This is a genomic window from Hahella sp. HNIBRBA332 (genome assembly GCF_030719035.1).
In the GTDB taxonomy this organism is placed as follows: domain Bacteria; phylum Pseudomonadota; class Gammaproteobacteria; order Pseudomonadales; family Oleiphilaceae; genus Hahella.
In genome coordinates this window covers 6,137,279-6,150,134 of sequence record NZ_CP132203.1, presented here as the reverse complement: position 1 = coordinate 6,150,134, position 12,856 = coordinate 6,137,279, and the positions used below count along the sequence as shown (strand labels likewise).

Sequence of the window (12,856 nt, the reverse complement as noted above, 5' to 3'; positions counted from 1 at the left end):
TATCGCGCCGGCCTTCTTTGACGACTTAAGGTTCTTCATCCGCCGCGCCAAGCTTCACGTCATAGCCCAGCTTACGCAGCAGAGGCGCCACGACTCTGAAGTTCATGATAGTACCCAGCCTTGGCAGCCGCTGCGGCGTCACCCAGGCATGGTTGACACATTCGTTCTGTTTGAGTTGAACGACAGGCGGGAGCGCCTCCAGAGCACAAATGAAGTAGTACTCTCCGCCGACTTGCGCGACCAGACGCTGAACCTTCACCTGCAGACCGGTTTCCTCTTGCACTTCACGCACACAGGCTGCTTCCGGCGTTTCGCCATGCTTAACGCCGCCGCCGGGAAAACACCACTGTCCCGCCCTGGTCGTCCGCGCGCTGCGCTGCACAAAAAGGAGCTCAGCCTTATATTCAATAATCGCCCAAACCGCCATATCACCTGCTCTCGTCCCAGTTAACCCCCATCATGAACTTGCACCTTCGCGATAAATAACACCGCGGACTCGCTCCGCTTCCGCCAACGCCACTAGCGCCGACGCCTCAGGGCATTGGTTTTCCGCATAAACCCGGTTGACGTAAAGCATGACGTCATTACCGTCCCTAACTCAGACAGATCGGGGACGTTATACCGGGAAGCCGCCATAACAAAGCGCCTATCTTACTGATTTGGTGAGACATGTCAGCCAGAACGCCTTCACCCTTGCATGAAAAAAGACCTCCCGCCAACGCCATCTTCACGGACTCATCTATACTCACTATAACCAAGAAAAACACCAGCGCCCGCCACTCCCGGGTTTACGGCGGACCTGACGGGGACTTTCAGGAATCAGCATGCGTCTTTTCACGCCCTTGTTAAGAGGCGGCCTCGCGCTCACTTTAAGCCTCGTTTTATCAGGCGTGGCGGCCAGTGCGACGACCGCTGCGGAAGATACTTTGGTGATTCTCACCTGGGAAGATTACATGGCTCCCGAGGTGGTCGAAGACTTTGAAGCCAAATACAACGTCAAGGTGCGTCAGGTCTATTATGAGGACGATGACGAGCGCGACCTGATCATGGCCAACACCGGCGGAGCCGGCTTCGACCTGTTAGTCTTCGATGAATTGATGCGCGATCCCTACCACGCCAAGGGCTGGCTGGAAACTTTCCGCAAATCTGACCTGCCTAACCTGAGATACGTGCGATACCCGCTGAGAAAGCAGGATTTACCGGAAGAACTGCAAACCGTTCCCTACGCCTGGGGCAGCATCGGCATCATTTACCGCAAGGATCTGACGCCGCAACCGCCGACTTCATGGATGGATCTGTTTCGCCCAGTGGAGGCGCTAAAGGGAAAAATTCTGGTCATCAACACCGCCTCCACGGCGTTCAGTATGGCGTTGAAGTCGTTGGGGTATTCCGTCAATTCCATAGAAGAGACCGAGCTGAACGCCGCCGCAGAACTGCTGAGCAAGCAGCGCCCCTATGTTCGCGCCTATCGCAATCCACTGGCGGGCGAAGGCGCAGACCTGTTCAGCGGCGAGGTATGGATGGCGATGGCCTACAACGGCGACGCTTTGAACCTGATGCAGCGCAACGCCAATATCGATTTTGTCTACCCGATGGAAGGCAGCGGATTGTGGCTGGATTCCATCGCAGTGTTGACCAAGTCAAACAGTAAGGATCTCGCGTTACAGTTCATCAACTTCATTCACGATCCGGAGATCAACGCCCGCAACACCCAAAGCATCTTTTTCGCCACCGCCAATATCGGGGCGGAGCAACAACTACCCAAAAGCTTTCTGAATAACCCCGTGATTTATCCCTCCGCCAAGAGCCTGGCGCGCTTTGAGCAATTAGAGCGTCTCCCCGCCTCGACGATGCGGAGAGTGATCGCAGACTTTGTCACTATCACTGCCCAGTAACGCATGTTCAGACTCAAAACCCGAATTACATTAATGCTGCTGCCATTGATCATGCTGCCATTGATCGTCGCAGGGCTGTTGTTGTATCACCGCCAGTCGGAAAACTTTCTGATCCAGGTGAATGATCAACTGGTGGACCAGCTGAATGTAGCCCAGGCGAATCTGCAGCGCCGGGTCGATGTCGCTCAGGGCAATCTGCGCCTGATCTCCAAATCAAACCTGATTCGTCAGTACTTCATGACCGATGACGAAGAGCAACGCTTCTTCCTGTTTTATCGCCCGGTGCTGGAACTGTTTCGCTCTTATCAGGAGATTTTTCCCGAATACATCGACATGCGGATTCTGGACGCTGACGGCAAACCCCAGACCAGCCTCCCCCAGGCTGCATTCAAAGACAACGCCGACGCCATAACGCAGGCCTGGATCAACGCGGACAAGGGGCAGCCTGAAAAAGAGAAAACCTGCGTCATCCGCGCCGTCTCAGGCGCGCCTCTGCTGTTGGTGGGCGCATCTATTTCGCTATCCACTTTCACAGACTGGCGAACCATCGATGAAAGCGACCGCGCCGGCAGTCTGGTGATCGCCAGTCGCCTGGACGATATCGCCAAAAACATTCAGTCCACGCATATTGGCAAACACGGCCACGTGATGCTGGTCGACGCCGCCGGAACGCCCTATCTTCAGGGGGATGGCGAGCACCCAGTCAGCCATAGCGAAGTCTTCGATCATCTTCCTCCCCCCTCCGAAAGCCGCGAGGCGGTCGTGATTGGCGAACCAGGCAACTACTATTTGACCTTGCAAAGAGAAGTGCTGCCTGACCTGCGTATCGTCGGCGTCTGGCCGATGAGCGAACTAAAGGAAAACGCCTTCTATCTGGCCAATCAAGTAGCCTGGCTGACCCTGGTGCTGATTGTTATCACCAGCGCACTGATATTCAGCGTGGTGCACGGGCAGTTGATCAAGCCTATTTCCCGGGTCACCCAGCTGGCTCAGATACTGGGCGAGAGCCATGCGGAGACGCCGCCGGAAGCCGCCCGGGATTTTCAGTCCACCCTGCGACGACGGGATGAGATCGGCGAGCTGGCCAGAGCCTTCAAGAACATGGACGGCAACTTGCGCGCCACGGCCTCCAAACTGACCTTCATCGCCTATCACGACAGCCTGACCGGGCTGGCCAATCGACATACTTTCGGCGCTTTTCTGCATCGCGCCATCACCGAAGCGGCGCGACATAATTTCCGTCTCGGCCTGTTGTATATTGACATCGACGGCTTCAAGGACGTCAATGATTCTCTCGGCCATGAAGCTGGCGACCTGGTGCTGAAGGAAATTTCCCAGCGTCTGCACAACGTCTTGCGCGTCGAGGATCTGGTGGCGGATATGTCGGCGCAATATGAGGCCATGGAAGCGACCAAAATGTCGCGCATCGGCGGCGACGAGTTCGCCATCGTAGTCAACCATCTGCAATCGCCCATGGACGTTTCCCACATTGTGAAAAGGCTGCTGGACGCGATGCGGGCGCCGTTCCTCATTGAGTCCCACAGCTTCCTGCTGGGCGCCTCCGTAGGCATCGCCGTCTATCCGGAAGACGGCAAGGACGCCCATGAATTGCTGAAGTGCGCTGATATCGCCATGTACCACTCCAAGCGTCAGGGCCGTAATGGATTCGAGTATTTCGACAAGAAAATGAATCAGATGGCGGTGGAGCGCCATCAAATTATCAGCGACATCCGCAGCGCCTTGCAGAAGGGACAATTCGAGCTTTACTACCAGCCTCAAGTGTCCGCGCTGGCTGGCAATGTGATGGGTTGCGAAGCGCTGCTGCGCTGGCGTCATCCAGAGCGCGGCTTCGTCTCTCCAGCGGAGTTTATCCCCATTGCGGAGGAAACCGGTCAGATCATTGAAATCGGCAGTTGGGTGCTGAAGGAGGCCTGTCGTCAGTGCCGGGAATGGCAAGCCGAAGGCCTGGACGAAATCCGCATGTCGGTAAATATTTCCGCGCTCCAGTTCGGCAGCGCCACCGATATCGTCGCCGTCACCCGGGAGGCGCTGACCCAGAGTGGCCTGAATCCGGACTGCCTGGACCTGGAAATCACCGAAACCGCCATGATGCAATCCGGCAAGGTGGGCGTGGACAAATTAAACGCGCTGAAGAACCTGGGAGTGAGCATTTCCATGGACGACTTCGGCACGGGTTATTCATCCCTCGCGTCTTTACGCGATCTTCCCATCGACCAGCTCAAAATCGACAAGTCCTTCGTCGATAAAATCAACCACGACAGCCAGGGGCGGGCGATCATCAAAGCGATTCTGGCTTTAGCCAAAGAACTCAGCATCGAGGTGGTGGCGGAAGGCGTGGAAGAGCGCACACAACTGGATTTCCTCAGTCTGCATCGCTGCGACCTGATTCAGGGCTACTACGTCGCCAAGCCCCTGCCGGCGGATGGCATGCGCGATTTTCTGCGGCAACATACCCAAGTGGAGTCGAGCTGGCGCCCCTGATCCCTCCCCTTGGGCTGGCGCTAAGTATCTGATAGATTACGGCCCTCAACGTTAACGCCGCATTGAGGAGCCTATGCTGATCGCCGCAGCCGCTATTTTCGTCGGGTTAATCGTCCTGCTATGGAGCGCGGACCGTTTTGTGGACGGCGCCGCCGCCACCGCCAAACACGCTGGCATGCCCGCCCTGCTGATCGGCATGGTCATCGTCGGCTTCGGCACCTCCGCGCCGGAAATGGTGGTGTCCGCCCTCGCGGCGCTGGAAGGCAGCCCCGGTCTGGCGCTTGGCAACGCTATCGGCTCCAACATCACCAATATCGCCCTGATTCTCGGCGTCACCGCCCTGTTGAGTCCTATCGCCGTTAAATCCGGCATCGTGCGGCGGGAGCTTCCCATCCTGATCGGCGTCAGCGCGGTCGCCATCTTACTGTTGCTGGATAAACACCTGAGCAGAATCGACGCCTTCATCCTGCTCGGTATTTTCGTAGTCGTGATGGGCTGGTCGATCATGACCGGTCTGAAGGGAGATGGCGACGCCCTGGTGGGCGAGCTGGAATCGGAATACGAACAGGATCATATGAGCCTGAAGATGGCGTTGATCTGGCTCGTCGTCGGCTTGCTGCTGCTCACCGCCAGCTCCCGCATGTTAGTGTGGGGCGCAGTGGAGACCGCTTCTTTCTTTGGCGTCAGCGACCTGATTATCGGTCTGACCATCGTCGCCATCGGCACCTCGCTGCCGGAATTAGCGTCCGCCATCGCCGCGACCCGCAAGGGGGAGCACGATATCGCCCTGGGCAACGTCATCGGCTCCAACCTGTTCAACACCCTGACGGTGATCGGCATCGCCGGCGCCATTCACCCATTAACCACAGAGTCGGACATCCTCTATCGGGATTTTCCGGTCATGGGGTTCCTCACCATCACCCTGTTCGCATTCTGTTATAGCCGCGCCAACCAGGGCCTGATCAACCGCACCAAAGGCGGTTTGCTGATCGCCTGTTACGCCGCCTACACAATCTGGTTAGTGCAATCGGCGCTGTCGCAGGCGTCTCTCGCCTGATACATCAGCTCCGCAGGAAAAGAGAGGGGCGCGCCTTGTTGCGCGCGCTCCGCAGGGGGCAACACGTCCATACTGGGCCATAAGCCACTGGCCAGGGCGCTGGCGTAGCCATTATCGAGACCACTGCGGCGCATCCTCTCCTGAGCGAGGCGATAATCATAGCTCAGGCGTTGATGGCGTATGCGCAAACGTCCCCCTCTATCCACTCGCAACAACGCCCACCACACATCCGGGGCGCCATCATTGGCGGGCATGCCGATGACGCCCGGGTTATGCCAGACCACGCCATTAATCGCCTGGGTGAAAGGAATCCCGCAATGACCGGCGATCACCAGATCCGCATTGCAGTGCGCCATTTCGTCTTGTTTGGTCGCCAGCGGCGTGGATGCGAAAATGAATCGATTCAGCCTCTCAGCGCCGCCATGTATCACCGCAGCGCGCCAAGGACCCAATCGAAACTGGATACGACGGGGCAAAGTCCCCATCCAGGCCCTGGACTCCGCGGACAAAGCCTGGCGACAGTAGCTGTACCAATCTTCCGACAGCACCGCGCACTGACTGCCGGCGGCGAATCCGCATCCACAGTCGGCGGCGTCTTCAGCCAGCGATTCTTCGCAGTTCCCCATCAGAACCTGCACGCCCCAGTCGCGTATAGCCGCCACCACCTCCTGCGGCTCCGCGCAGTAGGCGGCGACATCCCCGGTGCAAATGATTCGATCCGGGGGGACGCCTAACTCCTCCGCTTGCTTCCACAACGCCAGAGTCGCCTGAAGGTTGCCGTAGGGACCGCCAAACACCATGACGGCGTCATCAAATGCCCCAAGGTCACGAGTTTTCCGCATTAACGTCATCAGCGCCGCCTTCACTCCAGCACCGGTTGCGGCGTGCGGGACGAACGAAACGGAGCGCGCGCTCCCACCCAAAAAGCGGCGCATCCCACCGCCATCACGACCAGGGAAATCAGCAACAGTTTGCTGTATTTATGGCTAACGCCGAAAAGCGGCTCAATGAGGTTGCTGTACCCGGACGACTCCATGAAATAAAGCGCCGCGCCCCCCACCGCCACGCAGAAGCTGGTCAAATAGCTCCATAGCGGCACATCACGCCAGTCACGCCATAAAGAGAAAAACACCACTGGCGTCAGATACATGGAGGCGGTTCCACTCACCGCCACCGCAGCGAACAGGTCCTTGCCGCCAAAAAAGACGCACAGCAGCCCCGCCAGCATGAATACCGTCATGGCGATGCGGCCGTTAGCCAGGGTCGGGCGCAACAGACCCATATCCACCGCCGCTAACTTGGCGGAGCTGGACAGAGTGGAATCCAATGTGGACATGGCTGACACCACCAACGCAGCGCTGAATATCAACATCGGCGTTTCCCCCAGCAGTCGTGTCAACGCCGCGTTCATGTCTTCGCCCTGCAGCGCCTGCGCGCCAGCGAACACGCCCAGACATCCAAACAGCGTAATGCACAGACTGCTGATCCAGGCGGCATGAACAAAGCTTTTCCGCGTGGTTTGCCTGTCCGCCAGAAAGCCGCGATCCATCATGACCGGGTCATGCATGGGATAGCTCCATACCTGCAACAGCGCCACCGCCAGCAGGATAGGACCGGGATCATCGATAACAAAGGGTTTGAACAACAGCGTCGCAAAACTAAAGTCGTCCGCGGTGAACGCCACCGCCAACAGCGCGGCGAGAACGACTAGAAAGACGCCCATCTGAAAGACGTCCGTGCGCAAAGAGGCATGCAGGCCGCCCAAGGCGGAATACAGAAGCGTGATGGCGGAAAAGCCGAGAATGGCGATCACGTAGGCATGACTGCCATCGGAGCCAAAGAGAATGCCGATCACCAGTAAATTGGCGAACACTTCGCTGACCAAACGAATCGCAATGACCAGGTTATAACAAGAGGCGCCTGCGCCACCGAAGCGCAACCGTAAAAATTCCTGAACGCTCCCGCAACCGTGACGAAATCGCAGACTGTCGATAATGGCCGCGCCAGTCAGAAAAGATAGGTAATAGGCCGCGTAGGCCAGTGCGCCCCACAGGCCATAGTAGTATCCCAGGATCGCCGCATTCATCAGGGATCTGGCGAAAATCCAGGTAGTGACCTGTGAAAATATCAGCGTTATTAAGCTGGGTTGGCGGCCATCCGGTGAGAGGCCTTTGAAGAAAGCGCCGTCACTTTTGGCGCGCGGCGAGAGAAAAATGCTGAAAATAGCGATGACCGCCACGAAAGCCGGCAAAAACATCGTTGCCATGAAATACCCCTACAGGCCTGTAATAACATGCGAATATAGGACCAATTATTTGCATTAAAGTTTCCTTAACTTTCTAAAATTAGCTTGATTTCGAACGAATAGACATTATTTACATATGTACTCATGAAGCCTATTTGAAAAATCACGGAGTGTGGTTATATTGATAGGTGTGACGTTATTGTAGTCGTCTCTTATAGTGGGTCAGGCGCATTCCGCGCCGCCGATCACCAGCAGTAATCGTGCGTTATGAATGAAGATCCGAACAAGGACTTATCGGAGCGGTATCATTTGTGGCGCCCCTCGGTTTGGTATCAACATCTTTAGGGAGATTGTATGGACTGGGAAGCGTTATCTGATAGATAGTTGCCAAGGTTGATCCAATACCACCGCTTTAGCGTATTGATATTCAATTCTTCGAAGACTATCCAATTCTGAATTCGTTATACGAAATCAGCTTGATAAAGCTCCTCATTCCTCAAGCAAAGTGAATTGATATGGGCATTACCGTTTTCAAAGACAGCAGCGACAGCACTCGTACCTACCTGCGAATTACCCGCGCCATCAACGGGCGCGAGCAACAACGCTACGTGCGGGTTGAAGGGGCCTCGAAATCAGCCATGAAAAGGGCGATGAAAGAGGCGAAGGAAATCGATCAGCGGTTGGAACAATGGCAGTCCGCCGTTCGTCAGCTCATGATGTTGAAAGGCGATACATTGATCCACGAGGATGGCACCATCCTCGGGTTGCAATTGCAAACCCGGCATCGGGAGGGCCGCAAGCCCGCCACGGAATTTAAACTACGGGTGAAGCTTCCAGGGCGGAAGCCGTTGTTTAAATCGGTATCGGTGGACAAGCATGGCTTTGAGAAAGCGTTCGAGCTATCCGTAAAACGCATCTGCGAATTACGGGGCATAACCGAGGATTCGGAGGCTTATGGCAAGATGCTGATGTGCATCGACGCCTACAAGGAGAAATATGACCTGCCCCCGGGTCTGTCGGAAGCGACCGCCACGCATTTGGACCGGGAGGATACGCCAGAGAAAGCCGCCAACGAAAAAGGTTGGCTGGATCAAATCTCAGGCTGGTTCAAACGCTGATCCCTGTTTTCCGTAACTGATGTGGCGCGCCGCAACTGACTTGCGGCGCTTCCCGCACACACCGCCAGGCACAGGCGGGGCCGCCGTCCAGGAGGACCTTTGCGCCCGACTCGCAGCCAAGCCTGACCGGCGGTTGGAAATACGCCGGGCTATGCTCCGCACCAACCACTTTATCACCGCCAGTGACAAAGCTTTACGACGGTCGCCTTGTTGCGGCCATTGCGCTCAGTCTGCGACGGGCGCCTCAGGCGGTCGATAAGACGTGCTCTGTATTGACGCGGATGCAACGGCGTCACGCCCGGCTTCGCTTTCACGCGCGCCGTCCCGCTGTGGACGGGCGATATGATGGGCGCGGAACTGACGCTCCACCCGCATCACCACATCGCTTTGGAAAGCTTTCTCGAAGCGCACATCCAGCACATAAGCCTTGGCCGTCAGACGCACCGCCAGACGATCCGCCAACGCCACTTCCGTCATAACACAACTGATCGGCTTCTTCAGAAAGATGAAGCGGCTGGTGGCCAGCACTTCGTAAACCAGGTTTTGCGCCAGCTCCAGATCCGCATCAAGGGATAGATAAAACTCCGTCACCACCATCATATCCAGCGCGCCGGTATTGCCGCTCGAGACCGTCTCCGTGATGAAACGGGAGTTGGGAATCGTCACCATGTTGTCGTCCAGCGTGCGCAGACGCACAGAGCGTAAGCCAATGCTGACAATCTCACCGTAGTCGTCGCCGAACGCCACCCGATCCCCCACCTGAAAAGGCCGGTCAAACAGCAGCATGATGCCCGCAATCATTGACGCAGCGATGTCCTTCAATGCAAAGCCTATCGCCACCACGGCGCTGCCGCCAACGGCCAGCAGGAATTCCTTCGGCGGTTCGATCACCGTCACCAATAGCCAATAGGCGCCGCCGATGTACCAGATAAAGCTGAATAAAGTGATCACCTGCAAGGTCAGGAAACGCTGACTGGGCAGCTTGTCCATCAGGCTGTCGGACAGACGCCGGGCCGCCCGGTTGACGCCCCAGAGGATAAAGATACCCAGGGCCAGCAGCGCGATTTTGCCGGGCTCGAACATTCCGCCCAGTTGCAACAGATTTTCGACCGATTGGTTATCCATGCAGAATATTCTTCCTGCCCAGGTAAGTGGTTAAAGCCGGATACCACAGCGCATGCACGCGATATCTGTCTTTCTCATCTCCCCACAAAATACCCACCGCGCAGCCGGATTTCAGCGTCTGCCGCACCATGGCCAGCGGTAAAGTGGTGGCGGCGGCGATCTCCAGCGCAGTGAGGTTCTCATGCTGAATCACCGCCGCCAGCATGAAGCACTCGTCGTCCTGCAAGGCGTTCAGCACGGAAGTCGCCATCCGTTGAGGGATACCGATCTCCACCGTGCGGTCATCGAAACGGGCGGATTCCAGCCACAGATGCAACGCCGTCAGAGGATTGCCCGCGCTCAATTCCCACATCAGGTTGAAGACGCGAGTGTCCGCGGCTTTGAAGGATGCGGACTCCGTTCCCGCCAGCGCCGACAGCAATAGTTCATCGTAACGCAGGCGGCGATGGGAGGCATGATGACGGGACAACAACAGTTTGCGGATGTCTGTGGGACTCCACTTGGGCATGGCGGTGATGATGGAGAATTGATGGTGTCGTTGGAACACTCGGCTGAGATAACGCCAAGTCGGCGCATGCATGACCACGATCCAGAAGGTGTCCGGTGAGGCGTCGTTAAGATGCTGCAGGAAAGCTTTTACGCCATCCAGGGTTCCCACTTGGGCGAGCAGAAAGTTTTCCGCCTGATCGACGATCACGACTTTTTTCTGCGCAGCCGGCGCGCCCTCCCCCTTTCGCTCATCGCCGACGGCTGCGGAGTCGGCAAGAAACGCGGTCACCGCCTCTACAGAAGTGAGTTTCGGCGGCGCGCTGAGAAAACGCACCGGCGTCTTGTCCCAGTGTTTCTCAAACTGGCGGACCAGAGACGTCTTGCCGCTGCCGTGCTCCCCCACCAGCAATAGCATATTGTCTGCTCCCGCCTTCTCCGCCCAGTCGGCCGCAGGTTTAGTCAATGTCGTCAGCAGAGCGTCCTGGGCGACAACCGCCTGTTCCTCGCGAGGACGATCCAACATCCAGTAACGGTAGGAACGGGCCTGATACTCATCCGCCTCCGCGTCTTCGCCCTCTGTCTCCGCACTGGTGGCGGTTTCCAGATGCAGACGCAAAATGCGCACGCTGAGAGAACGGTAAGCGTCGAACTGTCCCAGCAGCTGATGCAACCGCAGCAGCAGATCCCAGGCCTGCGCAGCGATGAACAACAGCGGCCACCAGGGAATGATCCAGGGACGATCCAGCAGAAGCGAACAGGACTCGCGCGAGTTCACCTTACTCAAACGACAAATGAACTTGCGGCAGACATCGCCATGACGGCGCAATGACACAATCGCCAGACACCACAGATACAGAATCACGGCGCTCTGCACGATGAAATAAACGTAGCCGCCTCCGGTGGCTAACGCCACTTCCCGCAACGCCCAACACACCACGGCGCTGACCGCCAGACGTCCCGCCTCAGCCCGCAGCAGTTCGCCGGTCTGCTGAGTGACGAAGACGCCGTTTTGCCCATACATACGGGAAAACAGCCATTCGCTCATGACTCGAATGCCGCGAAACAAAGCGTAAGCGACACCCAAAGGGCGCAGCAGGTGAAATAAGTACCAATGAGAAGGAGACAGGTTGCTGAGGGTGACGGACAGCCACCAGATCATCAGCCAGGGCGCATTGGGCTTCAGCACCCAGAACAGACCGTTGACCAGTCGCATGGCGGCGGTCTGTCCCAGCAGTCGCAACAGTCGTCGCTGCAATTGCGACAGCGCCTGGGTTGACCAGGCCGCGGCGCGCGCCATTGACCAGGCGGCCAGGGCCAGCAGAATCACCTGCAACGACCACAGCGACAACAGCGTAATCTGTTCCTGGCGTTCACGGGCCAGTGTGTATTCTTCCATCACCGGGCCGATCAACGCATTCAGGGTCATTTCCGGCAGCATGACCAACTCCTGCCGCAACCCGGTCCATTCCCGCTGCGGTTCTCGCCAGGCGCGCAGCGCAGCTCTCACGCCGTCGTCCGCAATGCGGTGGTTACGCAGATAGGTGGCTTGCACGCGCAGAGCTTCTATAGCTTCAGCCAGCGCCTGAGGCTGCGCTTGCAAATCAGGCAGTCGCATCGCCAGCTCCCGCACAGGATTGCCGCTCAGCGCCAGGATCTGCGGCCACAAAACGTCCAGGTTCCCGGACGCGGCGTCCTTAAATAAATGCGCAGACAATTCCGCCAACAAAGCCTGCGTGCGCTGATTTATCGCCGTCAAACGTTCGACGGCGGCGGTCCGTCGCACTGCTTCGGCCTGCGCTTCGGCGTCAATGGCGGAATTAACAGCGTCAGGCCCGACATTTTGCGACGCCGCCTGACGATGCGTAAGTTCAACAGCTAACGGTTGCAGGCGCTCCAGCCTCAACAACAGTCGCTGTAACGCCCATCGAATATCCACGGATTGAGTAAGCAACATCAGCCGCGCTTCCCGCAATGCCGTTAATTGGGCTGTCAGCTCCGTTCGCAGCGTTTGCATCGCCTTAGTCAGTCGCGCGCACTGATCCAGTCCGGACGGCGACATTGGCAGATAGCCATCGGAACGCAGAACCTGTATGTAGTCTTCTACGGCGGAGTCATCATCCAGCGCCACTGGCGTCAGATGGGACAGTTGAAATCCGGGCTCCACGTCTCCGCGCCGCAGCGCGGCGAACGACGCCAAATCCCGTTGCGACTCCGCAAGACGCACGCGCCATTGTTGTTCCAACAGAGAAATTGCGTCACAGGGATCACGGGCGAAGACAGGTTGATGCGCCGTCAATAACGCCAAAAGCCCAATCAGGGCCCAGCGCCATCGCGACAAAAACACGACATGAAAGGCGGTGACGCAGCGGCGGCTGGCGCCGCACGCTACGGTTGAGAAGGTTTGCATCGAAGGCATCAAATTTCG

Annotated in this window: 9 protein-coding genes; 4 read left to right on the top strand and 5 right to left on the bottom strand. The window is 57.4% G+C overall.

The window, feature by feature from the left end; genetic code table 11:
* Window positions 1-25 precede the first annotated feature (25 nt).
* Window positions 26-427 carry an NUDIX hydrolase gene (locus tag O5O45_RS27225; protein WP_305902448.1) on the bottom strand — a complete coding sequence of 134 codons (402 nt, stop codon included), beginning with the start codon at window positions 425-427 and terminating at the stop codon, window positions 26-28.
* A gap of 397 nt (window positions 428-824) precedes the next feature.
* Here O5O45_RS27225 and O5O45_RS27220 point away from each other — a divergent pair, with 397 nt between their 5' ends.
* The 3 genes from O5O45_RS27220 (at window position 825) to O5O45_RS27210 (ending at window position 5,454) form a co-directional block, all read left to right on the top strand.
* Window positions 825-1,895 (top strand): polyamine ABC transporter substrate-binding protein, encoded by a 1,071-nt coding sequence (locus O5O45_RS27220; RefSeq protein ID WP_305902447.1) that lies wholly within the window; start codon window positions 825-827, stop codon window positions 1,893-1,895.
* A 3-nt stretch (window positions 1,896-1,898) separates the two neighbouring features.
* The gene (locus O5O45_RS27215; protein ID WP_305902446.1) at window positions 1,899-4,397 is read left to right on the top strand and encodes a bifunctional diguanylate cyclase/phosphodiesterase; all 2,499 of its coding nucleotides are present in this window, start codon (window positions 1,899-1,901) and stop codon (window positions 4,395-4,397) included.
* 73 nt (window positions 4,398-4,470) lie between these two features.
* Entirely contained in the window at window positions 4,471-5,454 is a 984-nt protein-coding gene (locus O5O45_RS27210; protein WP_305902445.1) for a calcium/sodium antiporter, read from the top strand.
* On the opposite strand, the gene O5O45_RS27205 is transcribed toward O5O45_RS27210, so the two are convergent.
* On the bottom strand, window positions 5,403-6,305 hold the full coding sequence (locus O5O45_RS27205; protein ID WP_305902444.1) for a metallophosphoesterase family protein: 903 nt from the start codon (window positions 6,303-6,305) through the stop codon (window positions 5,403-5,405). The two genes, O5O45_RS27210 and O5O45_RS27205, sit on opposite strands and share 52 nt — an antisense overlap.
* An 11-nt stretch (window positions 6,306-6,316) precedes the next feature.
* Window positions 6,317-7,720, bottom strand: a complete 1,404-nt coding sequence (locus O5O45_RS27200) for a sodium:solute symporter family transporter (RefSeq protein WP_305902443.1) — start codon at window positions 7,718-7,720, stop codon at window positions 6,317-6,319.
* A 494-nt stretch (window positions 7,721-8,214) separates the two neighbouring features.
* Here O5O45_RS27200 and O5O45_RS27195 point away from each other — a divergent pair, with 494 nt between their 5' ends.
* Window positions 8,215-8,817, top strand: a complete 603-nt coding sequence (locus O5O45_RS27195; protein WP_305902442.1) for a hypothetical protein — start codon at window positions 8,215-8,217, stop codon at window positions 8,815-8,817.
* Window positions 8,818-9,042: 225 nt separating this feature from the next.
* On the opposite strand, the gene O5O45_RS27190 is transcribed toward O5O45_RS27195, so the two are convergent.
* Window positions 9,043-9,942 (bottom strand): mechanosensitive ion channel family protein, encoded by a 900-nt coding sequence (locus O5O45_RS27190; protein ID WP_305902441.1) that lies wholly within the window; start codon window positions 9,940-9,942, stop codon window positions 9,043-9,045.
* Window positions 9,935-12,838 carry a hypothetical protein gene (locus tag O5O45_RS27185; protein ID WP_305902440.1) on the bottom strand — a complete coding sequence of 968 codons (2,904 nt, stop codon included), beginning with the start codon at window positions 12,836-12,838 and terminating at the stop codon, window positions 9,935-9,937. Before O5O45_RS27185 ends, O5O45_RS27190 begins: the two co-directional genes overlap by 8 nt.
* Window positions 12,839-12,856: the final 18 nt, after the last annotated feature.